Source organism: Arenibaculum pallidiluteum (assembly GCF_017355985.1).
Lineage (GTDB): Bacteria > Pseudomonadota > Alphaproteobacteria > Azospirillales > Azospirillaceae > Arenibaculum > Arenibaculum pallidiluteum.
Map to the genome: position 1 here is coordinate 1 of NZ_JAFIQU010000032.1, position 24,489 is coordinate 24,489.

19 protein-coding genes and 1 tRNA gene are annotated in these 24,489 nt (G+C 68.6%); 4 read left to right on the forward strand and 16 right to left on the reverse strand.

What is annotated here, in order from left to right; translation table 11 throughout:
- The 4 genes from JUB13_RS31710 to rpsL form a co-directional block, all read right to left on the reverse strand.
- A partial coding sequence (locus tag JUB13_RS31710; RefSeq protein WP_236025355.1) for a GTP-binding protein occupies nt 1–89 on the reverse strand: 89 nt, incomplete at its 3' end.
- A 44-nt stretch (nt 90–133) separates the two neighbouring features.
- The gene (gene fusA, locus JUB13_RS30780; RefSeq protein ID WP_207486092.1) at nt 134–2,191 is read right to left on the reverse strand and encodes an elongation factor G; all 2,058 of its coding nucleotides are present in this window, start codon (nt 2,189–2,191) and stop codon (nt 134–136) included.
- Between the two features lie 26 nt (nt 2,192–2,217).
- Nucleotides 2,218–2,688: a 30S ribosomal protein S7 gene (rpsG, locus tag JUB13_RS30785; RefSeq protein WP_207486093.1), complete on the reverse strand. Its 471-nt coding sequence runs from the start codon at nt 2,686–2,688 to the stop codon at nt 2,218–2,220.
- A 12-nt stretch (nt 2,689–2,700) separates the two neighbouring features.
- A complete protein-coding gene (gene rpsL, locus JUB13_RS30790) occupies nt 2,701–3,072 on the reverse strand; it encodes a 30S ribosomal protein S12 (protein WP_207486094.1) in 372 nt (123 codons plus the stop codon).
- A gap of 380 nt (nt 3,073–3,452) precedes the next feature.
- Here rpsL and JUB13_RS30795 point away from each other — a divergent pair, with 380 nt between their 5' ends.
- The 3 genes from JUB13_RS30795 (at nt 3,453) to rimO (ending at nt 6,819) form a co-directional block, all read left to right on the forward strand.
- Nucleotides 3,453–4,556 carry an SDR family oxidoreductase gene (locus tag JUB13_RS30795; RefSeq protein WP_207486095.1) on the forward strand — a complete coding sequence of 368 codons (1,104 nt, stop codon included), beginning with the start codon at nt 3,453–3,455 and terminating at the stop codon, nt 4,554–4,556.
- A 136-nt stretch (nt 4,557–4,692) separates the two neighbouring features.
- Nucleotides 4,693–5,451 carry a lytic transglycosylase domain-containing protein gene (locus JUB13_RS31715; RefSeq protein ID WP_207486096.1) on the forward strand — a complete coding sequence of 253 codons (759 nt, stop codon included), beginning with the start codon at nt 4,693–4,695 and terminating at the stop codon, nt 5,449–5,451.
- Between the two features lie 30 nt (nt 5,452–5,481).
- On the forward strand, nt 5,482–6,819 hold the full coding sequence (rimO, locus tag JUB13_RS30805) for a 30S ribosomal protein S12 methylthiotransferase RimO (RefSeq protein WP_207486097.1): 1,338 nt from the start codon (nt 5,482–5,484) through the stop codon (nt 6,817–6,819).
- Between the two features lie 68 nt (nt 6,820–6,887).
- Here the strand turns inward: rimO and JUB13_RS30810 are convergent, their stop codons facing one another.
- Nucleotides 6,888–9,950, reverse strand: coding sequence for an efflux RND transporter permease subunit (locus JUB13_RS30810; RefSeq protein WP_207486098.1), 3,063 nt, complete (start codon nt 9,948–9,950; stop codon nt 6,888–6,890).
- Between the two features lie 4 nt (nt 9,951–9,954).
- Nucleotides 9,955–11,049: an efflux RND transporter periplasmic adaptor subunit gene (locus JUB13_RS30815; protein ID WP_207486099.1), complete on the reverse strand. Its 1,095-nt coding sequence runs from the start codon at nt 11,047–11,049 to the stop codon at nt 9,955–9,957.
- 95 nt (nt 11,050–11,144) lie between these two features.
- Between JUB13_RS30815 and JUB13_RS30820 the strand changes: the two genes are divergently transcribed.
- Complete coding sequence (locus JUB13_RS30820; protein WP_207486100.1) at nt 11,145–11,813, forward strand: TetR/AcrR family transcriptional regulator; 669 nt, start codon at nt 11,145–11,147, stop codon at nt 11,811–11,813.
- 274 nt (nt 11,814–12,087) lie between these two features.
- Here the strand turns inward: JUB13_RS30820 and rpoC are convergent, their stop codons facing one another.
- The 10 genes from rpoC to JUB13_RS30870 all read right to left on the reverse strand — a co-directional run.
- Nucleotides 12,088–16,278 carry a DNA-directed RNA polymerase subunit beta' gene (gene rpoC, locus JUB13_RS30825; RefSeq protein ID WP_207486101.1) on the reverse strand — a complete coding sequence of 1,397 codons (4,191 nt, stop codon included), beginning with the start codon at nt 16,276–16,278 and terminating at the stop codon, nt 12,088–12,090.
- 85 nt (nt 16,279–16,363) lie between these two features.
- Nucleotides 16,364–20,557, reverse strand: a complete 4,194-nt coding sequence (gene rpoB, locus JUB13_RS30830) for a DNA-directed RNA polymerase subunit beta (protein WP_207486102.1) — start codon at nt 20,555–20,557, stop codon at nt 16,364–16,366.
- A 319-nt stretch (nt 20,558–20,876) separates the two neighbouring features.
- Nucleotides 20,877–21,263: a 50S ribosomal protein L7/L12 gene (gene rplL, locus JUB13_RS30835; RefSeq protein ID WP_207486103.1), complete on the reverse strand. Its 387-nt coding sequence runs from the start codon at nt 21,261–21,263 to the stop codon at nt 20,877–20,879.
- A gap of 42 nt (nt 21,264–21,305) precedes the next feature.
- The gene (gene rplJ, locus JUB13_RS30840; RefSeq protein ID WP_207486104.1) at nt 21,306–21,824 is read right to left on the reverse strand and encodes a 50S ribosomal protein L10; all 519 of its coding nucleotides are present in this window, start codon (nt 21,822–21,824) and stop codon (nt 21,306–21,308) included.
- Nucleotides 21,825–22,112: 288 nt separating this feature from the next.
- Nucleotides 22,113–22,817, reverse strand: a complete 705-nt coding sequence (gene rplA / locus JUB13_RS30845) for a 50S ribosomal protein L1 (RefSeq protein WP_207486105.1) — start codon at nt 22,815–22,817, stop codon at nt 22,113–22,115.
- Nucleotides 22,818–22,824: 7 nt separating this feature from the next.
- Complete coding sequence (rplK, locus tag JUB13_RS30850) at nt 22,825–23,253, reverse strand: 50S ribosomal protein L11 (RefSeq protein ID WP_207486106.1); 429 nt, start codon at nt 23,251–23,253, stop codon at nt 22,825–22,827.
- 146 nt (nt 23,254–23,399) lie between these two features.
- A complete protein-coding gene (gene nusG / locus JUB13_RS30855) occupies nt 23,400–23,930 on the reverse strand; it encodes a transcription termination/antitermination protein NusG (RefSeq protein ID WP_207486107.1) in 531 nt (176 codons plus the stop codon).
- A 2-nt stretch (nt 23,931–23,932) separates the two neighbouring features.
- Complete coding sequence (secE, locus tag JUB13_RS30860) at nt 23,933–24,130, reverse strand: preprotein translocase subunit SecE (protein WP_207486108.1); 198 nt, start codon at nt 24,128–24,130, stop codon at nt 23,933–23,935.
- Nucleotides 24,131–24,218: 88 nt separating this feature from the next.
- Nucleotides 24,219–24,294, reverse strand: a tRNA-Trp gene (locus tag JUB13_RS30865).
- 108 nt (nt 24,295–24,402) lie between these two features.
- On the reverse strand, nt 24,403–24,489 hold an 87-nt coding region (locus tag JUB13_RS30870), incomplete at its 5' end, for an EF-Tu C-terminal domain-related protein (RefSeq protein WP_207484588.1).

Genomic DNA, 24,489 nt, shown 5'->3' on the forward strand with positions numbered 1-24,489 from the left:
GCCGTCAGCGACGTCTTCCCATGGTCCACGTGACCGATCGTGCCAACGTTGCAGTGCGGCTTGTTCCGCTCAAATTTCGCCTTCGCCATGGTCCTGCTCTCCTCGTCTGTCTCTTGGCCGGCCGGGCTGCGTGTCAGGCCAGCTTCGCCTGAACCCCGGCGGCATGTGCCTGCGGGACCGGCTCGTAATGGTCGAACTGCATCGAGTACTGGGCCCGTCCCTGGCTCAGGGAGCGGAGCGCGCTCACATAGCCGAACATCCCGGCGAGCGGGACCTCGGCCGTAACCGCGCGGCCGTTGCCGCGCTGATCCATTCCGGTGACCTGCCCGTGCCGGGCGCTCAGGTCGCCGATCACGCCCCCCAGATGCTCCTCGGGGGTCACCACCTCCACCCGCATAACCGGCTGGAGCAGCACGGGCCGGGCCTTGTGCAGGGCGTCGCGCAGCGCAGCCCCCGCGGCATGGGCGAAGGCCGCCGGTGCGGATCCGGCGGCGGACAGCACCGTCACCTGGACGTCCGTCACCGGGAAGCCCGCCATGGGCCCCGCGCCGGCCGCGGCGACGAGCCCCTCGCGCAGGGCCGCGGCGCAGTCGGGCGAAAGCGCTCCCCCGGTGCGGTCCTCGATGCTCAGCCCCTTGCCACGCGGCAGGGGCGCCACGGCGAGGCGCACGCGGCCGACCTGCACCGCCCCGCCGAGCTGGCGCTCGTGCGCGCCCTCGACCTCGGCGGTGTCGGAGACCGTCTCGCGGTAGGCAACCTTCGGGGCGCCGACCTCCGCCTCGACCTTGAACTCGCGGCGCAGGCGGTCGACGACGATCTCCAGGTGCAGCTCGCCCATGCCCTTCAGCACGACCTGCCCGGTCTCGGGGTCGACGCCCAGGCGGAAGGAGGGGTCCTCCTGAGCGAGCTTCGCGAGCGCCACGTCGAGCCGCTCGCGGTCGGCGGCGCTGCGCGGCTCCACCACGACCTCGATCACGGGCTCCGGGAAGGGCATGCGCTCAAGGACGACCGGCGCCTCGGGCGCGCACAGCGTGTCGCCGGTGGTGGTCGCGCGCAGGCCGGCCAGCGCCACGATGTCGCCGGCACCGGCCTCGTCGATGTCCTCGCGCATGTTGGCATGCATCAGCAGCATGCGCTCGACGCGCTCGACCGCGTTCCGGCCGGGATTAGCGACCTCGGCCCCGGCGGCCAGCCGCCCGGAATAGACCCGGACGAAGGTCAGGGGACCGGCGACGGGATCGTTCATGATCTTGAAGGCCAGCGCTGCCAGCGGCGCGCCGTCCTCGGCCGGGCGCTCGGCCGGCCTGCCGTCGGGCGTGGTCCCGTGCACCGGCGGGATGTCCAGCGGCGAGGGCAGGAAGTCCACGACGCCGTCCAGCATGGGCTGGACGCCCTTGTTCCGGAAGGCCGAGCCGCACAGCACGGGCACGAACCGGCCCGCCAGCGTGCCCTTGCGAACCAGCCCCCGCAGGACCTCCTCGGAGGGTTCGCCACCCTCGAGCCAGGCGTCCATCACGGATTCGTCGAGCTCGACCGCGGCCTCGATCAGCCGGCCGCGCCAGTTCTCGGCCTCGGAGGCGAGATCCTCGGGGATGTCGCTGTCGTCGAACTCGGCGCCCAGGGTGCCGTCGCGCCAGACCAGGGCGCGCATCCGGATCAGGTCGACCACGCCCGAGAAGGCGGGGCCTGCGCCGAGCGGAAGCTGCAGGACCAGCGGAGCGGCGCCGAGCCGCTCGCCGATCATCTCGACCGTGCGGAAGAAGTCCGCGCCGGTGCGGTCCATCTTGTTGACGAAGCACAGGCGCGGCACGCCGTAGCGGTCGGCCTGGCGCCAGACGGCCTCGCTCTGAGGCTCGACGCCCATCACGGCGTCGAAGATCGCGACCGCTCCGTCCAGCACGCGCAGGCTGCGCTCGACCTCGACCGTGAAGTCGACGTGGCCCGGCGTGTCGATGATGTTGATGCGGTGGTCGCGCCACGCGCAGGTGGTGGCCGCCGAGGTGATCGTGATGCCCCGCTCCTGCTCCTGCTCCATCCAGTCCATGACGGCGGTGCCCTCGTGGACCTCGCCCATCCTGTAGGACTTTCCGGTGTAGAAGAGGATCCGCTCGGTCGTGGTCGTCTTGCCGGCATCGATGTGGGCCATGATGCCGATGTTGCGACAGCGGTCGAGCGGGGTTGCGCGGGGCATGACGGGATCTCGCGGCGGCCTTGGGCTCACCAGCGGTAGTGCGAGAAGGCCTTGTTGGCCTCGGCCATGCGGTGCGTGTCCTCGCGCTTCTTCACGGCGGTACCGCGCTGGTTGGCGGCATCCAGGAGCTCGGCGGACAGGCGCTCCGTCATGGTGTTCTCGGAGCGCGCGCGGGCGGCGCCGATCAGCCAGCGGATGGCCAGCGCCTGGGCGCGGTCCGAGCGGACCTCGACCGGCACCTGGTAGGTCGCACCACCGACGCGGCGGGAACGGACCTCGAGATGCGGACGCACGTTGTTGAGCGCCTCGTGGAACACGGCAACGGGGTCGGCCTTGACGCGACCCTCGATGCGCTCGAACGCACCGTAGACGATCTGCTCGGCGGCGGCCTTCTTGCCGTCGAACATCAGGCAGTTCATGAACTTGGTCAGCACGCGATCGCCGTACTTGGCGTCCGGCAGGACCTCACGCTTCTCGGCGCGACGACGACGGGACATCGTGGATACTCCTTACTTCGGGCGCTTCGCGCCGTACTTCGAACGACGCTGACGGCGATCCTTGACACCCTGGGTGTCGAGCGAACCGCGGATGATGTGGTAGCGGACACCCGGAAGGTCCTTGACGCGGCCGCCTCGGATCATGACGACCGAGTGCTCCTGCAGGTTATGGCCCTCGCCGGGGATGTAGCTGGTCACCTCGAAACCGTTGGTGAGACGGACGCGGGCGACCTTGCGGAGCGCCGAATTCGGCTTCTTCGGCGTGGTGGTGTAGACGCGGGTGCAGACGCCACGCTTCTGCGGGCATCCTTCCATCGCCGGAACCTTGTTGCGCGCCTCCTGGGGAGCACGCGGCTTACGGATCAACTGGTTGATCGTCGGCATCTACCGCCCTTTGTGTTCAAAATGGTCAGGCCCGCCGGCGCGAGCGCCGGCGAAGCAAAAACCGGCCGCGAAGCAGAACGACGCCGCCTCGTGCCGGGATGGTTCCTCGCGCCGTCCGAAAAAGCTCGGGTGCGGCTATGGTGCTTTCTTGGGGGGTGTCACCTGGGGCACAGCGTCTAGGTCCGCAGACGGCCTACTGCCTGACCCCCAAAAAGGCCGGCGGATAATATGGATGCGGGTGTGCTGCGTCAAGGTCCGCATCGCCCCTGGAGGTCATCCGGGCGGATTCACCGCCGCGCCGGGATTCCTGAGCGGGATTCCCGCGTGCGCCGCCTGTTCTCAGCCGGCATGGAGGAACGGCAACCCCGAGGAGAACAGGCATGCGCTTCCGCATCAAGCCCCTTTCCGAGCAGGTGATCGTGATCACCGGTGCAAGCAGCGGCATCGGGCTCGCGACCGCGCGGATGGCGGCGCGGCGGGGCGCCGCGGTCGTCCTGGCCGCCCGCAACCGCGACGCCATCGAGCAGGCGGCCCGCGAGATCCGTCATCACGGCGGCTCGGCGCTCGCCGTGCGCTGCGACGTCGCGGAGGAGGACCAGGTCCGCGACGTCGCCGAGGCGGCCAGGAACGCCTTCGGCGGCTTCGACACCTGGGTGAACAACGCCGGCGTCTCGATCTTCGGAAAGATCATGGACGTGCCCGTCGACGAGATGCGCAAGCTCTTCGAGACGAACTTCTGGGGCGTCGTGAACGGCTCCATGGTCGCGGTCGACCATCTGGGCCGTCGGGGCGGCGTGCTGATCAACATGGGCAGCGTCCTCAGCGAGCGGGCCGTCCCGATCCAAGGCGTCTACTCGGCTTCGAAGTTCGCCGTACGCGCCTTCACCGATGCGCTGCGCATGGAGCTCGAGCACGACCGCCTGCCCGTCGCGGTGACGCTGGTCAAGCCGAGCTCCATCGACACACCCTTCCGCGAACACGCCACCAACCATGCGGACGGGATCCCGAACCTGCCGCCGCCGGTCTACGCGCCCGAGACCGTCGCCCGCGCGGTCCTGCACGCCGCCGAGCACCCGCGGCGCGACATCACGGTGGGCTTCGGGGGCAAGATGATCGACTGGATGGGCGCCGCCTTCCCGCGCATGACCGACCGCCTGATGGAGCGCCGCGCCGTATGGGATCAGCAGATCAACGGCAATTTCGAGACCGCGGAGCGGCCGGACGGGCTGTGGGAGCACGGAGAGGGGCTGAGGGAGCGCGGGGACGCCCCCCGCATGGTTATGGAGCACAGCGTCTTCACCCAGGCGCGCCTGCACCCGATGATGACGGGCCTGCTGGCCGTCGGCGCGGGCGCCGCCGCGGCCTTCGCGCTCCGTCGTCCCGACCGGGGGGCCGACCGCATCGAGGAGGACCGCTCCCGGGACGTGGACACTTCCTGGGACAAGAGGAGGGCTGCGGTCGGCCGGACTGCCTACGCCCCTTGACGCAGCTGCCCTGCCCGGCCATGTCCCCTCGGCGATGAAGAAGACGGGCATGGCTGGACGCCCTCCGGACGCTCCGACGACGGGGCGCGGCGGGAACGGAGCGGGGCGACGGGGTCTCCGCCCGGCTGCCGCCGTGGTGGCCGCAGTCCTTCTGTGCGCGGGCTCCGCCGACGCCGAGAGCCTGGCGCGCAGGCTCGAGCGCGGCAGCAACGGGACCTACGACCCCCGGCGGGCGGCGGCACTCTACTGCGTTGGGGCGCAGGCCGGCGACGCAGACGCGGCCTTCGCCCTGGGCCGGCTCTATCTCGCCGGACGCGGGGTGCCGCGCAACGCCGCCATGGGCGCCGCCTGGCTCCGTCAGGCCGCCCGCATGGGGCGGCGCGATGCGGTCAAGCTGATCCCGACGCTGGGGGTCGCCCGCCTGCCGAGCCCGGGCTGCCCGGGAGTGCGCCGCGGGATCCCGGGCGGCGAGCCGCCGGCGGAGCTGGCCGCCCTCGCCCGCAGACAGGCCGAGCGCAAGGGCATCGATCCGGCGCTGGTGCTGGCAATGATGCGCATCGAATCCGGCTTCCGGGTCCGCGCGGTATCGCCCAAGGGAGCCATGGGGCTGATGCAGCTGATGCCCGCGACGGCGGAGCGCTTCGGCGTCGAGGATGCCTACGACGCCGAGCAGAATCTGCGCGGCGGCGTCGCCTATCTGCGCTTCCTGCTCGACCGGTACGAAGGCGACGTGACCCTGGCGGCCGCTGCCTACAACGCCGGAGAGGGCGCGGTGGACAACTACGGCGGGGTGCCGCCCTATGCCGAGACGCAGGCCTATGTGCAGGCCCTGCATGCGATCTATCCGCGCCGGCAGCACCAGCCCGAAGGAAATACGCGGCGCACCGCTGGTTAAGCTGGCGGCGGCTCGCTATATAGGCGCGCCATGAGCAAGACGATCACCGTGCCGAAGGTCGGCATTGTCAGCCTGGGCTGCCCGAAGGCCCTGGTGGACTCCGAACGCATCCTGACGCGGCTGCGCGCCGAGGGCTACCAGGTCTCGCCCAGCTACGACGGCGCCGACGTCGTGCTCGTCAACACCTGCGGCTTCCTCGACAGCGCCAAGGAGGAGAGCCTTCAGGCCATCGGCGAGGCGCTGGACGAGAACGGCCGCGTGATCGTCACCGGCTGCATGGGCAAGGATGCGGAGACGATCCGCCAGCGCTACCCCAACGTGCTCGCCGTCACCGGCCCGCACCAATACGAGGCCGTGGTCGGCGCCGTGCACGAGGCGGTGCCCCCGCGCCACGATCCCTACCTGGACCTCGTGCCGCCCCAGGGCATCCGGCTGACGCCGCGGCACTACGCCTATCTGAAGATTTCCGAGGGTTGCAACCACCGCTGCACCTTCTGCATCATCCCGAGCCTGCGCGGCGACCTCGCCAGCCGGCCGGTCGCCTCCGTCCTGCGCGAGGCCGAGAAGCTGGCCGCCGCCGGGGTGAAGGAGATCATGGTGATCTCCCAGGACACCTCGGCCTACGGCGTCGACATCAAGCATGCCGAGGGCAAGTGGCGCGACCGCGCCGTCAAGGCCCGGATGACGGAGCTGTGCGACGCGCTGGGCGATCTCGGCATCTGGGTGCGCCTGCACTACGTCTATCCCTACCCGCATGTGGACGAGGTGATCCCGCTGATGGCGGCGGGCAAGATCCTTCCCTATCTCGACATCCCCTTCCAGCATGCGAGCCCCGGCGTCCTGAAGGCCATGCGCCGCCCCGCGAACCAGGAGAAGGTGCTGGACCGGATCCGCCGCTGGCGCGAGATCTGTCCCGACCTGGCGCTGCGCTCGACCTTCATCGTCGGCTTCCCCGGAGAGACCGAGGACGATGTGAAGTTCCTGCTGGACTGGCTGGAGGAGGCGCAGCTCGACCGCGTCGGCTGCTTCAAGTACGAGCCAGTCGAGGGCGCGAAGGCGAACGAGCTGCCCGGCGCCGTCCCCGAGGAGGTCAAGCAGGAGCGCTGGGAGCGCTTCATGCAGGCCCAGCAGAAGATCAGCGAGGCGCGGCTCGCCCGCAAGATCGGGCGCCGGCTGGAGGTCCTGATCGACGAGGTCGACGAGGAAGGGGCCATCGGCCGGTCCTACGCCGACGCGCCCGAGATCGACGGCAGCGTCTTCCTGAACGGCGAGACCGGGCTGCAGGTCGGCGACAAGGTGCCGGTCGAGATCGAGCACGCCGACGAGTACGACCTCTGGGGTTCGGTCGCGGTCCGCGCAGAAGCCTGAGGTGCGGGATCGAAAGGCCCCGGCCGGCAGCCCCGGCCGGGGCCTTTCTCTTTCCTGGCGTCCCGCCCCTACTCCGCCGGTGCCGGCGCCATGCCGGGCTCATGGCCGGTGCGCGTGCGCGCCAGCAGCGTGTAGGCCGTGGGCACCACGAACAGCGTCAGCACCGTGCCCAACGTCATGCCGCCCACGATCACCCAGCCGATCTGCTGGCGGCTCTCGGCGCCGGCGCCCTCAGCCAGCGCCAGCGGGACGGCGCCCAGCACCATGGCGCCGGTGGTCATCAGGATCGGGCGCAGGCGCAGCACGGCGGCCTCGGTCACCGCGGCCAGCTTGGTCCGGCCCTGGTCCTGGAGCTGGTTCGCGAACTCCACGATCAGGATGCCGTGCTTGGTGATCAGCCCCACCAGCGTGACCAGGCCGATCTGGCTGTAGACGTTCAGCGTCCCGCCCGCGAGATAGAGCGCCAGCAGCGCCCCCGTCATGGAGAGCGGCACCGTGAACATGATGATCAGCGGATCGATGAAGCTCTCGAACTGGGCCGCCAGCACCAGGTAGATGAAGGCCAGCGCCAGCACGAAGACGAAGACCAGGCTGGATCCGGCCTCGCGGAACTCGCGGCTCTGTCCGGACAGGTCGGTCTGCACGCCCTGGGGCAGGACCTCGCGCGCGGTCTGGTCCAGGAAGGCCAGCGCCTCGCCCAGGGCCACGCCGGGCGCCAGGTTCGCCTGGATCGTCGCCGAGCGCATCTGGTTGAAGCGGTTCAGCTCCTTCGGCGCGACCTTCTCCTCGACGTTCACGAGGTTGGAGAGCTGCACCATGGCCCCGTCGGTCCCGCGGACGTAGATCCGGCTGAGATCGCGCGGCGTGTTCCGGTCCTGCCCGGCGAGCTGGAGGATCACGTCGTACTGCTCGCCGTTCTGCTCGAACCGGGTGACCTGCCGCCCTCCCAGCATGGTCTCCAGCGTCCGGCCGACGGTGGAAACCTGGATGCCCGCATCCGTGACCTTGTCGCGGTTGAGCTCGACCTCGATCTGCGGCTTGTTGAGCTTCAGGTCGGATTCGACGCTGACGAGGCCGGGATAATCCCGGATCCGGTCCAGCACGCGGTCCACGTAGTCCTGGAGCTGCGCGTAGGTGCCCGAGGTCTGGATCACGAACTCCACCGGCCGGCTCGATCCCCGCGCGCCGAAGGACGGCGGGTTGACGGGCACGGCCGAGATCCCGGCGATCCGGCTCATTTTCGGCTGCAGCTCGGCCGCGATCTCCTGCTGGCTGCGCGTGCGCTCGTCCCAGTCCTTCAGCCGCGCGAAGCTGATGGAGCGGGTGACCTCCGGCCAGCCCGCCACGACGATGTAGCTCTCGACCTCGGGGACGGAGGCGATCAGGGATTCGAGCTGGCCGGCGTAGCGTGCCGTGTAGTCGATCGTGGCCCCTTCGGGGGCCGTGCCGAAGGTGCGGATCACGCCGCGATCCTCGATCGGGGCCAGCTCGGACTTCATATGGGTGAAGAGCACCGCGCTGGCACCCGCCACGCCCAGCCCCACAAACACCACCAGGAACCGCACCCGCAGCGTCCAGCCCAGCAGTGCGCGATACCCCGAGGCGAGGCCGTTGAAGAGGCGCTCCAGCGCGTTGTAAAGGCGCCCGTGGTGCTCGTGGCTCTTGATCAGCTTCGCGCACATCATCGGCGTGAGCGTCAGCGCGACGAAACCCGAGACCAGCACCGAGCCGGCCAGTGTCAGGGCGAATTCGAGGAACAGACGCCCGGTGCGGCCAGGCGCGAAGGCGACCGGCGCATAGACGGCGGCCAGGGTCAGCGTCATCGCGACCACCGCGAGGCCGATCTCCTTCGTCCCGACGATCGCGGCGAAGGTGGGGCGCTTGCCCTCCTCCACGTGGCGGTGGACGTTCTCGAGCACCACGATGGCGTCGTCGACCACCAGTCCGATCGCCAGCACCATGGCCAGCAGCGTCAGGGTGTTCACCGAGAAGCCGAGCGCGTACATCAGCGCGAAGGTCGTGACCAGCGACACCGGGATGGTGACGATCGGGATCAGCGAGGCGCGCAGCGAGCGCAGGAAGAACAGGATCACCAGGACGACGAGGAGGATCGCCTCGCCGATGGTATGGAACACCGCCTGGATGGACCGGTCGATGAAGACCGAGCTGTCGTAGGAGATCTCGGCCTTCATGCCTTCGGGCAGGCTCTCGATGACCGAGGGCAGCGCCTGGCGGACCGCGTTGGAGACGTCGAGGGGGTTGGCCGTCGCCTGCTTGATGATGGAGATCGAGATCGCGTTCTGGCCGTTGGCACGGCTGACGCGGCGGTCGTCGGCGGCGCCGAGCTCGACCCGGCCGACATCCTTCATCCGGACGGAGAAGTTGCCGGCCCGCTTCACGATGATCTCGCGGAACTGCTCCGGCGTCACGAGGCCGGTGCGGGAGAGCACCGTGAACTCGCGGTCGCGGCTTTCGATCCGCCCTGAGGGGACCTCGATGTTCTGGGCGCGCAGCGCCTCCTCCACGTCCTGGATCGTCAGGTCGTAGGCGGCAAGCCGGTCCCGGTCGATCCAGATGCGCATGGCGTAGCGGCGCTCGCCCTGGATCTGCACCTCGGCGACGCCCGGAAGGTTCTTGAACTGGTCGACCACGAAGCGGTCGAGATAGTCAGTGATCTCCAGCGCCGACATGCGGTCGCTGGAGAAGGGCATGAACAGGATGGGCTGGGCGTCAGCCTCGACCTTGGCGATGACGGGCTCGTCGATCTCGTCCGGCAGGCGGCCGCGCACGCGGCCCACGCGATCGCGCACGTCGCTGGCGGCGACGTCCGGATTCACGTTCGACCGGAATGTGACGGTGATGCGGCTCGTCTCGGCGCGGCTGACGGAAGTCAGCGTGTCGATGCCCTCGATGCCCGAGATCGAGCCCTCGAGCACCTGCGTCACCTGGGTCTCGATGATCTCGGCCGAGGCGCCGGGATAGCGCGTGACCACCGAGACGATGGGCTCGTCGATGTTGGGGTATTCGCGGACCGTGAGCCTCTGGTAGCTGACGGCGCCCAGGAGCACCAGGACCAGACTCATCACCGTGGCGAAGACCGGGCGGCGGACGCAGACCTCGGAGATGCGCATGGCCTCAGACCCGGGCGTCGGGGTTGACGATCTCGACGGCGACGCCGTTGCGCAGGCGCTGCTGGCCCGCTGTCACCACGACGTCGTCCGGGCGGAGCCCCTCCAGCACCTCGACCTGTCCTGCCTGACGCTGGCCGATCCGGACCTTGACCATGGCCGCCTTGCCGTCGACGACGCGGTAGACGTAGCGCTCCGCGCCCTGCGGCACGAGCGCGCCCTCGGGAACGAGCAGCGAGTTCTCGCGCCGCTCCGAGACGACGGTCACCCGCGCGAAGAGACCAGGGCGGAGCTCGCCCTTGCCGTTCGGGATCTTGGCGCGCAACCGGATCGCCCGGCCATTGACGTCGACCTGCGGATCGGTCGCGTAGATCTCGCCGGTGAACTCGCGCCCCGGCAGCGCATCAACCGTGACCTTGACCGGCTGGCCGGTGCGGATCTCGGACAGGCGCGTCTCCGGCACCCGGAAATCCACCTTCAGGGGATCCAGGCTCTGCAGCATCACGAGCTGCTCGCCCTGGGAGAGATAGTGGCCGGGCCCAACCGAGCGGAAGCCGAGCACCCCGGAGAAGGGCGCGCGGATCGTCGTCTTGTCCAGGCGGGTGCGGGCAAGCTCGAACGACGCGCGGGCCGATTGCAGGGCCGCAACGGCCTCGTCACGGGCCCTCTGGGTCCCCGTGCGCTGCTGGAACAGCGTGTTGGCCCGATCGTAGTTCGCCTGGGCCAGGGTCAGGTTCGACTGCGCCTGGGCGAGCTCGGCCCTCAGGATCGCGTCGTCCAGGCGCACGAGCACCTGCCCGGCCTCGACCTTCGCCCCCTCCTCCAGCAGGATCGCCGCCACGCGGCCATCGATCTCGGGCGCGATCACCACGGACTCGTCGGCCTGAAGGGTGCCGACGGCACCGATCTCGTCCAAGACGGTCGAGACCTGGACCCGCGCCACCTCGACGGCGATGGCCGTCGGCCCCGCCGAGGGCTTCGGCACGTCCGCGCGGGGCGCCGACTGCGCGAAGGCGTACTGCTCCCCGAAATGCCGGTATCCCATGAAGCCGGCTGCGCCGAGCCCCAGGATCACCACCGACACGACAACGCCCTTCCTCATGACCCAGGAGCCCCAGCGCGGTAAGATCTAAGATCTGGACTGGACGGTCCAGTTCGTTGGCTTAAGATGTGTGCCTCCCCACCGGACGGTCAAGCATGTTGCCCTCGGCTCAGCGCCACAGCCGTGCCCACCAGAAGCACGAGACGATCATCGAGGCCGCCAAGCAGGTCTTCCTGCGTTCCGGCTACGGCGCCAACATGGATGCCGTGGCTGCCGAGGCCGGCGTGTCGAAGCAGACAGTATACAACCATTTCGGCAGCAAGGAGGCGCTCTTCGCGGCGATCGTGGAGGACCTTTCCGCGAGCCTACACGGGGCGCTCGAAGACCCCGCGCGCCTGATCGCGGACCCGCGCGGCGAATTGCTCGCCTTCGCGATCCGGTACCTGGAAACGGTGCTTGCCCCCGAATCGCTGGCCCTGCACCGGATGCTGATCGCGGAGGCGCCGCGCTTCCCCGTCCTTGCCCAGCAGATCTACGAGCACGGCCCCCGGCGCCTCCTGGCACGGCTCGCCGCCTGCTTCCGCGAGGCCGAGCGGCACGGGCTCCTGCAGGTCGGCGACGCCGACAGGGCGGCCGAAAGGTTCATCGGCGCGCTGATCGGCCACATGCAGCTCCGCGCCCTCCTGCTCGTCGAGCAACCGTCCCCGAACGCAGCGGCCCACGATGCGGCGGTCGGCGCGGTCGATGCCTTCCTCCAGGCCCACGGGGCGGGGCGGTCCGAGCGGCCCCCGGCCATTCGCGTGCGCACCGTCCGCCGGGCCTGACACGCGGAACAGGGCCGGTGCCGCGCCACGGCACCGGCCTACGGCCTCCGCCGATCAGGGCGCCCGTCGTTCAGGTACTGCGAAGCCGAGCTCCCCACCCTCCGCGGCCCGCTCCTGAAGGTGCCGGCTGTATTCGGAGAAGATCCGCCCCTGGGCGCCACCGCCGCGGCCGGGCCGCTACCCGTGCCGCGGCAGAGGGACGGGCCAGGGCGGAAAAAGAAAAAGGCCGCGCCGGTTGCCCGGCGCGGCCCCAGAAAGTGCAGCCTTCGGAACGTCAGGCCACGTTGCTCTGGCTCTGCGGCATGCCCGGAGGCAGGGCCGCGCTGTCGCCGTCCTCGAGTTGCTGGGCCGCGCGGTCGCGCTCGGCGGCCACCTGCTTGAGGCGGTTGACCACCGAACCCGTGCCCGCCGGGATCAGCCGGCCGACGATGACGTTCTCCTTCAGGCCTTCCAGGTTGTCCTGCTTGCCCGAGACGGCCGCCTCGGTCAGGACACGCGTGGTCTCCTGGAACGAGGCCGCCGAGATGAACGACTTCGTCTGCAGAGAGGCCTTCGTGATGCCCTGCAGGACCGGCTTGCCGCGTGCCGGGCGGAACTCCTCGCCCCGGGATTCGGCCGCCGCCCGCATCTTCGAGTTGGTGGTCTCGTACTCGTCGCGGTCCACCTGCTCCCCGACCAGGAAGGTCGTGTCGCCGGCGTCCTCGATCTCCACCTTCTGCAGCATCTGGCGGACGATCACCTCGATGTGCTTGTCGTTGATCTTCACGCCCTGCAGCCGATAGACCTCCTGGATCTCGTTGATGAGGTAGGCGGCCAAGGCCTCCACGCCCATCACCGACAGGATGTCGTGCGGCACAGGGTTGCCGTCCATCAGCAGGTCGCCCCGCTGGACGTAGTCGCCTTCCTGCACCGAGATGTGCTTGCCCTTCGGGATCAGGTACTCCTTCTCGGACCCGTCCTCCTCGTTGCGCACCACGATCCGGCGCTTGGTCTTGTAGTCCTTGCCGAACTCGACCCGGCCGTCGACCTCCGAGATGATCGCGAAGTCCTTCGGACGTCGCGCCTCGAACAGCTCCGCCACGCGCGGCAGACCGCCCGTGATGTCGCGCGTCTTCGAGCCTTCGCGCGGGATGCGCGCCAGCACGTCGCCGGCCTGCACCTTCGCCCCGTTCTCGACCGAGAGGATCGCGTCCACCGACATGTAGTAGCGCGCCTCGAGGCCGTTCGGCAGCTTCACCACCTCGCCCTTCTCGTCACGCAGGGTGATGCGCGGCTTCAGGTCGGCACCGCGGGGCTGCTGGCGCCAGTCGACGACCACCTTGGACGAGATGCCGGTGGCCTCGTCCATGACCTCGCGGAACGAGATGCCCTCGATCAGGTCCACGTAGTTCGCGATGCCCTCGCGCTCCGTGATGATCGGCAGGGTGTAGGGATCCCACTCGGCCAGCTTCTGGCCCTTGGTGACCTTGACGCCGTCCTGGACCATCAGCTTGGTGCCGTAGGGCACGCGGTGGCGCGCCTTCTCGCGACCCTGCTCGTCGACCAGGACCAGCTCGGTGTTGCGGCCCATCACGATCGGCATGCCCTGGCTGTTGGCGACCAGGTTCTTGTTGCGGACCTGCATGACCGCGTCGAACGCCGCCTCGACCGAGGACTGCTCGGCGCCGCGCTGGGCGGCGCCACCGATGTGGAAGGTGCGCATGGTGAGCTGGGTGCCCGGCTCGCCGATCGACTGCGCCGCGATGACGCCGATCGCCTCGCCGACATTGACCAGCGTGCCGCGGGCGAGGTCACGCCCGTAGCAGAGCGCGCAGACGCCCTCCTTGGCCTCGCAGGTCAACACCGAGCGGATGTAGATCGCATCGATGCCGGCCTGCTCGATCCGGTCGACCAGCTGCTCGTCGATCAGCCCGCCGGATTCGACGATCGTCTCGCCGGTCAGCGGATGCTTCACCTCCGCCGCGGCCGTGCGGCCCAGGATGCGCTCGGAGAGCGGCGAGATCACCTCGCCGCCGTCGATCACCGCCTTGACCGTGATGCCGCGGGTCGTGCCGCAGTCGTGCTCGTTGATGATCGCGTCCTGGGCCACGTCCACCAGGCGGCGGGTCAGGTAGCCCGAGTTCGCGGTCTTCAGCGCCGTGTCGGCCAGACCCTTGCGGGCGCCGTGGGTGGAGTTGAAGTACTCCAGCACGGTCAGGCCTTCCTTGAAGTTCGAGATGATCGGCGTCTCGATGATCTCGCCCGACGGCTTGGCCATCAGGCCGCGCATGCCGGCGAGCTGCTTGATCTGGGCCGCCGAGCCGCGGGCGCCCGAGTGGGCCATCATGTAGATCGAGTTGATGCCCCGGCCCGGGATGTCCTTCTTGATCACGTCCATCATGGCGGCCGCCACCTTCTCGGTGGTCTCCGACCAGACGTCCACGACCTTGTTGTACTTCTCGCCCTGGGTGATCAGGCCGTCCAGGTACTGCTGCTCGTACTCCTTGACCCGCTCCTGGGCCTCGGCGACCAGGCGCTCCTTCTCCGGCGGGATGACCATGTCGTCCTTGCCGAACGAGATGCCCGCGCGGCAGGCATGGCCGAAGCCAAGCTTCATCAGCCGGTCGGCGAAGATCACCGTCTCCTTCTGGCCGCAGTGGCGATACACCGCGTCGATGACGTTGGTGATCTCCTTCTTGGTCAGAAGACGGTTGATCAGCGCGAAGGGAACGGCCGGGTGGCGCGGCAGGATCTCGGACAGCAGCATGCGGCCCGGGGTCGTGTCGACGCGCACCGTGATCGGCTGGCCCTCGGAATCGACCGTGTTGTAGCGCGCCTTGATCTTGGCGTGCAGCGTCACGGCCTTGGCGTCCAGCGCCTGCTGGATCTCGCCGATATTGGCGAAGGCCATGCCCTCGCCCGTCTCGCCGTCACGCTCCATCGTGATGTAGTAGAGGCCCAGGACGATGTCCTGGCTCGGCACGATGATGGGCTTGCCGTTGGCGGGCGACAGGATGTTGTTGGTCGACATCATCAGCACGCGCGCCTCGAGCTGGGCTTCCAGCGAGAGGGGCACGTGGACGGCCATCTGGTCGCCGTCGAAGTCGGCGTTGAAGGCCGTGCAGACCAGCGGGTGCAGCTGGATCGCCTTGCCCTCGATCAGCGTCGGCTCGAAGGCCTGGATGCCCAGGCGGTGCAGGGTCGGGGCGCGGTTGAGCATCACGGGATGCTCGCGGATGACCTCCTCGAGGATGTCCCAGACCTCGGGCCGCTCCTTCTCGACCATGCGCTTGGCGGCCTTGATGGTCGAGGCCATGCCGTAGAGCTCGAGCTTGGCGTAGATGAAGGGCTTGAACAGCTCCAGCGCCATCTTCTTCGGCAGGCCGCACTGGTGCAGCTTCAGCTCGGGACCGACGACGATCACCGAACGGCCGGAGTAGTCGACGCGCTTGCCCAGCAGGTTCTGGCGGAAGCGGCCCTGCTTGCCCTTCAGCATGTCGCTGAGCGACTTCAGCGGGCGCTTGTTGGCGCCGGTGATCACGCGGCCGCGGCGGCCGTTGTCGAACAGCGCGTCGACGGCCTCCTGCAGCATGCGCTTCTCGTTGCGCACGATGATGTCGGGCGCACGCAGCTCGATCAGCCGCTTCAGGCGGTTGTTGCGGTTGATGACGCGCCGGTAAAGGTCGTTCAGGTCCGAGGTCGCGAAGCGGCCGCCGTCCAGCGGGACGAGCGGGCGCAGCTCCGGCGGGATCACGGGGATCACGCTCAGGATCATCCACTCGGGCCGGGCGCCGGACTCCTGGAACGCCTCGATCAGCTTCAGGCGCTTGACCAGCTTCTTGCGCTTGGCCTCGCTCGAGGTCTCGCGCAGCTCCTCGCGGCAGCGCTCATGCTCGGCCTCGAGGTCGATCTGCGACAGGATGTGCTCGAGCGCGTCGGCGCCGATCTTCGCCTCGAAGGCGTCCTCGCCATACTCGTCCTGGGCGGCGACATACTCCTCCTCGCTGAGGAGCTGGTGCAGCTTCAGGGGGGTCAGGCCGGGCTCGACGACGGTGTAGTTCTCGAAGTAGAGGACGCGCTCGAGATCCTTCAGCGTCATGTCGAGCAGCAGGCCGATGCGGCTCGGTAGGGACTTCAGGAACCAGATATGCGCCACCGGCGAGGCCAGCTCGATGTGGCCCATGCGCTCGCGGCGGACCTTGGAGAGGGTCACCTCGACGCCGCACTTCTCGCAGATGATGCCGCGGTACTTCATGCGCTTGTACTTGCCGCACAGGCACTCGTAGTCCTTGATCGGACCGAAGATGCGTGCGCAGAACAGCCCGTCGCGCTCGGGCTTGAAGGTCCGGTAGTTGATGGTCTCCGGCTTCTTGATCTCGCCGTAGGACCAGGACCGGATCCGCTCAGGGCTCGCGATCGAGATGCGGATCTGATCGAAGCTCTGCGGACCAGGCGTCTGGCCAAAGATGTTCATCAACTCGTTCATCAACCGTCTCCCCGGGTAGAACCGGAAATGGAATCGTTCCTGGTGGGGCGGCGCGGCGGGACCGCGCGCGCCGCCCGGAGCATCGTCAGTAGGTCCGCTGGTTCAGCTCGACGTTCAGGCCCAGGGAGCGGAGCTCCTTGACCAGCACGTTGAAGCTCTCGGGGATGCCGGCCTCGAAGTTGTCGTCGCCGCGGACGATCGCCTCGTAGACCTTGGTGCGGCCGGACACGTCGTCCGACTTCACCGTCAGCATCTCCTGCAGCGTGTAGGCCGCGCCGTAGGCCTCGAGCGCCCAGACCTCCATCTCGCCGAAGCGCTGGCCGCCGAACTGCGCCTTGCCGCCCAGCGGCTGCTGGGTGACGAGGCTGTAGGGGCCGATGGACCGCGCGTGGATCTTGTCGTCCACGAGGTGGTGCAGCTTCAGCATGTAGATGTAGCCGACGGTCACCTTGCGGTCGAAGGCCTCGCCCGTGCGGCCGTCGGTGAGCGTCACCTGGCCCGAGCGGTCGATGCCCGCCTTCTCCAGCATGCGCACGATGTCGTCCTCGCGGGCCCCGTCGAAGACCGGGGTCGCGAAGGGGATGCCGATGCGCAGGTTGTTCGCGAGCTCGACCATCTCGCCGTCCGAGAGGCCGTCGATCTGATCCGCATAGGCCTCCGGGCCGTAGATGTCCCGGAGCTTCTGCTTCATCGCCTCCATGCGGTCGAGCCCGTCCTCGTTCTTGCGGACCGCGGTCTGGTACTGGTCCAGCATCTGGCCGACCTGCCGGCCCAGGCCGGCGGCGGCCCAGCCCAGATGGGTCTCGAGGATCTGGCCGACATTCATGCGCGACGGCACGCCCAGCGGGTTCAGGACGATGTCCACCGGACGGCCGTCCTCGAGGTAGGGCATGTCCTCCATGGGAATGATCTTCGAGATCACGCCCTTGTTGCCGTGGCGGCCGGCCATCTTGTCGCCGGGCTGCAGCTTGCGCTTCACCGCGACGAAGACCTTGACCATCTTCATGACGCCGGGCGGCAGCTCGTCGCCGCGCTGCAGCTTCTCGACCTTGTCCTCGAACCGCTTCTGCAGCCGCTCGACCTGGTCGTCGAAGACCTTGCCGAGCTGCTCGATCAGGTCCATGACCTGCTCGTCATCGACCGTGACCTGACGCAGCTGGCCGGCGGTGATGGCCTGGAGGTCCGCCTCGGTGATCGGCGAGCCGGTGCGGAAGCCCCGCGGGCCGGAGACGCCGACCTTGCCGATCAGCAGCTCGCGCAGGCGGCCGAAGAAGCTGCGCTCCAGGATCTTGCGCTCGTCGTCGCGGTCCTTGGCGAGCCGCTCGATCTCGGCGCGCTCGATCGCCATGGCGCGCTCGTCCTTGTCGACGCCGCGGCGGCTGAAGACGCGCACCTCGACCACGGTGCCGGACACGCCCGGCGGCAGCCGCAGAGACGTGTCGCGGACGTCGGAGGCCTTCTCGCCGAAGATGGCGCGCAGCAGCTTCTCCTCGGGGGTCATCGGGCTCTCGCCCTTGGGCGTGACCTTGCCGACCAGGATGTCGCCGGGCTTCACCTCGGCACCGATGTAGACAATGCCGGCCTCGTCGAGGTTCTTGAGCGCCTCCTCGCCGACGTTCGGGATGTCCCGCGAGATCTCCTCCTGGCCGAGCTTGGTGTCGCGGGCCATGACCTCGAACTCCTCGATGTGGATCGAGGTGAAGACGTCATCGCGCACGATGCGCTCGGAGATCAGGATCGAGTCCTCGAAGTTGTACCCGTTCCACGGCATGAACGCGCAGAGCACGTTGCGGCCGAGCGCCAGCTCGCCGAGCTGGGTGGACGGGCCATCGCCGATGATGTCGCCGGCGCGCACCACGTCGCCCACGCGCACCAGCGGACGCTGGGTGATGCAGGTGTTCTGGTTGGAGCGCTGGAACTTCAGCAGGTTGTAGATGTCCACGCCGGGGGCCGAGGCGTCGGTCTCCTCGGTGGCGCGGATCACGATGCGGGTCGCGTCCACCTGGTCGACCACGCCCGAGCGACGCGCCACGATGGTCACGCCGGAGTCGCGGGCGACGGTCGCCTCCATGCCGGTGCCCACCAGAGGGGCGTCGGCCTGGAGCAGCGGCACCGCCTGGCGCTGCATGTTCGAGCCCATCAGCGCGCGGTTCGCGTCGTCGTTCTCGAGGAACGGGATCAGCGCCGCGGCCACCGAGACGAGCTGCTTCGGCGAGACGTCGATCAGGTCGATCATGTCGGGCCGCATCAGCAGGTACTCGCCGCCCTTGCGGCAGGACACCAGCTCGTCGGCGAAGCGCCCGTCCTCGGTGAGGGCGGCGTTGGCCTGGGCGATGGTGTAGCGCCCCTCCTCCATGGCCGACATGTAGATCACCTCGTCGGTGACCCGGTTGTCCACGATGCGCCGGTACGGGCTCTCGATGAAGCCGTACTGGTTCACGCGGGCATAGGTCGCCAGCGAGTTGATCAGGCCGATGTTCGGACCCTCGGGGGTCTCGATGGGGCAGATGCGGCCGTAGTGGGTCGGATGGACGTCGCGGACCTCGAAGCCCGCGCGCTCGCGCGTCAGGCCGCCCGGGCCGAGCGCCGACAGGCGGCGCTTGTGGGTGACTTCGGAGAGCGGGTTGGTCTGGTCCATGAACTGCGACAGCTGGGAGCTGCCGAAGAACTCGCGGACCGCGGCCGCCGCCGGCTTGGCGTTGATGAGGTCGTGCGGCATCACCGTGTCGATCTCGACCGAGCTCATGCGCTCGCGGATCGCACGCTCCATGCGCAGCAGGCCGACGCGGTACTGGTTCTCCATCAGCTCGCCGACCGAGCGCACGCGCCGGTTGCCGAGATGGTCGATGTCGTCGATCTCGCCGCGGCCGTCCTTGAGCTCGACCAGGACCTTCAGGATCGCGAGGATGTCCTCCTTGCGGAGCACGCGCATCTGGTCGTCGGTCTGGAAGCCCAGGCGCGCGTTCATCTTCACGCGGCCCACGGCCGACAGATCGTAGCGCTCCTGGTCGAAGAACAGGCCGTTGAACAGCGCCTCGGCGGATTCGAGGGTCGGGGGCTCGCCCGGGCGCATCACGCGGTAGATGTCGATCAGCGCGTCCTCGCGGGAGGCGTTGCGGTCGACCGCCATGGTGTTGCGGATGTAGGCGCCGACGTTGAGGTGGTCGATCGCCAGCAGCGGCAGCTCCTGCACGCCCATCTTCTCGAGCTTCTCGAGATCGGACATGGAGAGCTCGTCGCCGGCCTCGTAGTAGACCTCGCCCGTCTGCTCGTTGATGATGTCGACCGCGAGATAGCGGCCGGCCAGGTCCTCGGTCGGCACCAGGATCTCGGCGAGGCCGGCCTCCTGGAGCTTCTTGATGGTGCGCGGGGTCATCTTGTCGCCGGCCTTGCCGACGACCTCGCCCGACACCGCGTTCACGAGGTCGGCCGTGAGCTTCACGTTCTTCATGCGCTGGGCGTCGAACGGCGTCTGCCAGCCGTTCGTCGCGCGCCGGTAGGTGACGCTCTCGTAGAAGTGGCCGAGGATCTCCTCCTTGGACATGCCCTGCGCCTCATAGGGCAGCATGTCCTTGCCGTCGGCGCGGCGCGCGGCGCGCACCTCCTCGGTGTCGCGGCCGTCCAGCGCGAAGAGCAGCGTCGTCGCGGGCAGCTTGCGGCGGCGGTCGATGCGCACGAAGACCAGGTCCTTGGCGTCGAACTCGAAGTCCAGCCAGGAGCCGCGGTAGGGGATCACGCGCGCCGCGAACAGGTATTTGCCCGAGCTGTGGGTCTTGCCCTTGTCATGGTCGAAGAACACGCCCGGCGAGCGGTGCATCTGCGAGACGATGACGCGCTCGGTGCCGTTGATCACGAAGGTGCCGTTGGCCGTCATCAGGGGCATGTCGCCCATGTAGACGTCCTGCTCCTTGATGTCGCGGATCGAGCGCAGGCCCGTCTCCTCGTCCACGTCGAAGACCGAGAGCCGCAGCGTGACCTTCAGCGGAGCGGCGAAGGTCATGCCGCGCTGCTGGCACTCCTCGACGTCGTACTTGGGCTGCTCGAGCTCGTAGCGCACGAAATCGAGGACCGCACGATCGGAGAAGTCGCGGATCGGGAAGACCGAACGGAAGACTTCCTGGAGGCCGACATTCGCGCGCTTCTCGGGCGGCACGTCCATCTGCAGGAAGTGGTCGTACGAGCTCCGCTGCACCTCAATGAGGTTGGGCATCCGTGTAACTTCGGGGATCCGCCCGAAGCTCTTACGAACACGCTTGCGTCCCGTGAAGGATTTGGCCATCGATGCCCCCGAAGCTCTGCTCTGAATAGAATTCATTTCGTCGAAAACGTTCCCGGTTCAGCAACGCGGAAACGACAGGGAGCCGCCCCGCGGATTGCGGGTGCTCACCTGTGCGGATGTGTCGGAACCCTGACGCCTGCCGCCCCTTGCCGAGTTCCGGGCGGCGGTGCTGCGTTCAGCCGTGGCCAGAGTGGAACCCTCCTCCCAACTGGCGCGTAGTGCCATACCGGAAGACAGAAACGCCGTGCGGCGGCGCGGCCCCTTCCGGGACCGGCCGCCGTCCAGCGATTTTTGAGCTCTGTCGCTCGGCAAGACGGTCTTACTTAATATCGACCGTCGCGCCGGCTTCTTCAAGCTGCTTCTTGATCTTCGCGGCCTCGTCCTTGGACACGCCTTCCTTGACGGTCTTGGGCGCGCCCTCGACCAGGTCCTTGGCCTCCTTGAGGCCCAGGCCCGTGATCGCACGGACTTCCTTAATCACGTTGATCTTCTTTTCGCCCGAGTTGGAGAGGACGACCGTGAATTCGGTCTGCTCCTCGGCCGGGGCAGCGGCGGCGCCACCGCCGGCAGCACCCGGAGCGGCGGCGACGGCCACCGGAGCGGCGGCGGAGACGCCCCACTTCTCCTCGAGCATCTTGGACAGCTCGGCGGCCTCGAGGACCGTGAGCGCGGACAGTTCGTCGACAAGCTTGGCCAGATCAGCCATTTCAATCTCCTACGACTTGAACGTTCTGGGTGTGTGAGGGGCTCACGCCGCCTCGTCCTTCTTGGCGTAGGCCGCGAGCACGCGCGCGACCTGGCCGCCGGGGGCCTGGAGAACGCCGGCGATACGCGTCGCAGGCGTCTGGATCATGCCCACCAGGCGGGCGCGCAGCTCGTCGAGCGAAGGCAGCGAGGCCAGGGCCTTGATGCCATTCTCGTCGAGAACCGAGTTGCCGAGCCCGCCGCCGAGGATCTTGAACTTCTCGGAAGCCTTGGCGTACTCGGTGGCGATCTTCGCGGCTGCGACCGGGTCCTTGGAGTAGGCGACCACGGTCGGGCCCTTGAAGAGGCCGTCCAGGTTCTCGAACTGCGTGCCCTTCAGGGCGATGCGAGCGAGCCGGTTCTTCGTCACCTTGAAACGGGCGCCCGCGTCGCGCATCCGGCGCCGCAGATCCGTCACCTCGGCGACCGTCATGCCCGACTGATGGGCGACGACCACGAGGCCGGCATCGGCGAGCGCAGCATGCAACGCCGCGACCGTCTGTTCCTTTTGAGTGCGGTCCACGGATCACTCCGTCGCTGGGGGACCTCGGCCGAAGCTCCGGCCCCCGGGCTGCTGAGGTGGGCGCCGGCCGGCCCTCGCGGGCCGGATGGCGCCCGGCGATACCTGTCCCAGAAGTTCAAGCCGGGCTCTGCGGCCTTTTGAGGGCACGCCGGAATCCGGTTCTCTCACTCCCGTCTATGCAGGCGGTTCTTAGGTCGGCAAGCCGACACCTGCAGTCTCGGACAGGGCGGGCCCTCCTGAGAGGGCCCAACGGAGCCGGTCCCGGAGGACCGGCTCCGAATGGGTGCGTCAGGCGGCCTCGACGACGAGGCCGGCCGGGTCGAGCTTCAGGCCCGGGCCCATGGTCGAGGCCAGCGAGACCTTGACGATGTAGGTGCCCTTGGCGCCCGAGGGCTTCGCCCGGTTGATGGCGCCGACGAAGGCGCGAAGGTTCTCGGCCAGCGCGCCCTCGGAGAAGCTCGCCTTGCCGATGCCGGCATGCACGATGCCAGCCTTTTCGGCGCGGAACTCCACCGAGCCGCCCTTGGCGGCCTTCACGGCTCCCGCGACATCGGGCGTGACGGTGCCGAGCTTCGGGTTCGGCATCAGGCCGCGCGGGCCCAGCACCTTACCGAGGCGGCCGACCAGCGCCATCATGTCCGGGGACGCGATGCAGCGGTCGAAGTCGATGGTGCCGGCCTGGATCTGGTCGGCCAGATCCTCGGCGCCGACCAGGTCGGCGCCGGCGGCGCGCGCCTCGTCGGCCTTGTTGCCGCGGGCGAAGACGGCGACGCGGACGGTCTTGCCGGTGCCGTTGGGCAGCGTGACCATGCCGCGGACCTGCTGGTCGGCGTGGCGCGGATCGATGCCCAGGTTCATCGCGACCTCGATGGTCTCGTCGAACTTGGCGGTGGCGTTGCGCTTCACGAGCGCGACGGCCTCGTCGATCCCGTAGAACTTCTCGCGGTCAAGGCCGGTCAGGGCCTTCTTGATGCGCTTGGAGGTCTTGGCCATGGCTCGCTTACTCCACCACTTCCAGGCCCATCGAACGCGCGGAACCGGCGATCATGCGCGCGGCGGCGTCGACGTCGTTGGCGTTCAGGTCCGCCATCTTCTTCTCCGCGATGTCGCGGATCTGGGCCATCGTCACCCGGCCCACGGTCCCCTTGGACGGGGTCTGCGAGCCCTTGTCGACGCCGGCGGCCTTCTTGAGGAAGTACGAGGCCGGGGGCGTCTTGGTGACGAAGGTGAAGGTACGGTCGGAAAAGGCCGTGATCACCACGGGGATCGGCATGCCGACCTCGAGGTCGGCGGTCTTGGCGTTGAACGCCTTGCAGAACTCCATGATGTTCAGGCCGCGCTGACCCAGCGCCGGCCCGATGGGCGGCGACGGGTTAGCCTTGCCGGCCGGAACCTGGAGCTTGATGTAGCCCACGATCTTCTTTGCCATCTCTCACCTCTGCTGTCGGCCCCGTATGGGGATCCGACCTTCCGGTTGCGCGGTCCGGCTTGGCAGGACCTCCCGCGCGCTTCGGAGACCGCCGGAAAAGCGGCTCCACGGCGCCCGCCCCTGCGGGGCCGGCGCCGAATTCCGTGTCAGACCTTCTCGACCTGCGCGTATTCGAGCTCGACCGGGGTCGAGCGGCCGAAGATCGACACCGCGACCTTGATGCGCGCCTTCTCCTCGTCGACTTCCTCGACGATGCCGGTGAAGGAGGTGAAGGGGCCGTCCGTGACGCGCACCTGCTCGCCCACCTCGAACTGCACCGAGGGCTTCGGGCGCTCGACGCCCTCCTGCACCTGATGCATGATCCGGCTCGCCTCGGCCTCGGAGATCGGCTGCGGCTTGCCGCCGCCGCCCAGGAACCCCGTGACCTTGGGAGTGTTCTTGACGAGGGACCAGCTCTCGTCGGTCAGCTCCATCTTCGCCAGCACGTAGCCGGGGAAGAACTTGCGCTCGGCGTTCACCTTGGCGCCGCGGCGGACCTCGACGACCTCCTCGGTCGGCACCAGGATCTCGTCGAACATCTCGCCGAGGCCCTTCTGCTGGGCCTTCTCGCGGATGCCCTGCGCGACCTTCTTCTCGAAGCCCGAGTAGACGTGGACCACGTACCAGCGCTTGGCCATGCTCAGCCCCCCAGACCCAGGATCGCGCGGACGCCGAACCCGATGACCTGGTCGACGAGCAGGAAGAAGATCGACGCGACGATGACCATCACGAACACCATGCCGGTGGTGATCATGGTCTCCTTGCGGGTCGGCCAGGTCACCCTGGCGGTCTCCCGCCGCACCTCGCGCGCGAACTCTGCTGGGTTCTTGATTGCCATCGCGGTTTTGCCGCTTGTCCAAATCCGTTATGCCCGCGCCTGAAAGGCCGCGGGCGGCATTGACTTCAGTAGGATCACATTCGACGGCTGGCAGGAGTGGAGGGGCTCGAACCCCCAACCCCCGGTTTTGGAGACCGGTGCTCTACCAGTTGAGCTACACTCCTAGCGCCGCCGCTTCCTGCGAAGCGGGGTGGCCCTTTTATCGGAACCACCCCGTGCAGTCCAGAGGAAAGACGGACCGGCCGAAGCCGGCCCGCCTGACCCGGTATGCGTTACTCGATGATGGATGCGACGACGCCGGCGCCGACGGTGCGGCCGCCCTCGCGGATGGCGAAGCGCAGGCCCTCGTCCATGGCGAT

What these genes read in the sequence shown, in the direction of transcription:
- fusA (WP_207486092.1), bottom strand. Translation starts at nt 2,191, where the DNA reads ATGCCCCGCGCAACCCCGCTCGACCGCTGTCGCAACATCGGCATCATG.
- rpsG (WP_207486093.1), bottom strand. Translation starts at nt 2,688, where the DNA reads ATGTCCCGTCGTCGTCGCGCCGAGAAGCGTGAGGTCCTGCCGGACGCC.
- rpsL (WP_207486094.1), bottom strand. Translation starts at nt 3,072, where the DNA reads ATGCCGACGATCAACCAGTTGATCCGTAAGCCGCGTGCTCCCCAGGAG.
- JUB13_RS30795 (WP_207486095.1), top strand. Translation starts at nt 3,453, where the DNA reads ATGCGCTTCCGCATCAAGCCCCTTTCCGAGCAGGTGATCGTGATCACC.
- rimO (WP_207486097.1), top strand. Translation starts at nt 5,482, where the DNA reads ATGAGCAAGACGATCACCGTGCCGAAGGTCGGCATTGTCAGCCTGGGC.
- JUB13_RS30810 (WP_207486098.1), bottom strand. Translation starts at nt 9,950, where the DNA reads ATGCGCATCTCCGAGGTCTGCGTCCGCCGCCCGGTCTTCGCCACGGTG.
- JUB13_RS30815 (WP_207486099.1), bottom strand. Translation starts at nt 11,049, where the DNA reads ATGAGGAAGGGCGTTGTCGTGTCGGTGGTGATCCTGGGGCTCGGCGCA.
- JUB13_RS30820 (WP_207486100.1), top strand. Translation starts at nt 11,145, where the DNA reads ATGTTGCCCTCGGCTCAGCGCCACAGCCGTGCCCACCAGAAGCACGAG.
- rpoC (WP_207486101.1), bottom strand. Translation starts at nt 16,278, where the DNA reads ATGAACGAGTTGATGAACATCTTTGGCCAGACGCCTGGTCCGCAGAGC.
- rpoB (WP_207486102.1), bottom strand. Translation starts at nt 20,557, where the DNA reads ATGGCCAAATCCTTCACGGGACGCAAGCGTGTTCGTAAGAGCTTCGGG.
- rplL (WP_207486103.1), bottom strand. Translation starts at nt 21,263, where the DNA reads ATGGCTGATCTGGCCAAGCTTGTCGACGAACTGTCCGCGCTCACGGTC.
- rplA (WP_207486105.1), bottom strand. Translation starts at nt 22,817, where the DNA reads ATGGCCAAGACCTCCAAGCGCATCAAGAAGGCCCTGACCGGCCTTGAC.
- rplK (WP_207486106.1), bottom strand. Translation starts at nt 23,253, where the DNA reads ATGGCAAAGAAGATCGTGGGCTACATCAAGCTCCAGGTTCCGGCCGGC.
- nusG (WP_207486107.1), bottom strand. Translation starts at nt 23,930, where the DNA reads ATGGCCAAGCGCTGGTACGTGGTCCACGTCTACTCGGGCTTCGAGAAG.
- secE (WP_207486108.1), bottom strand. Translation starts at nt 24,130, where the DNA reads ATGGCAATCAAGAACCCAGCAGAGTTCGCGCGCGAGGTGCGGCGGGAG.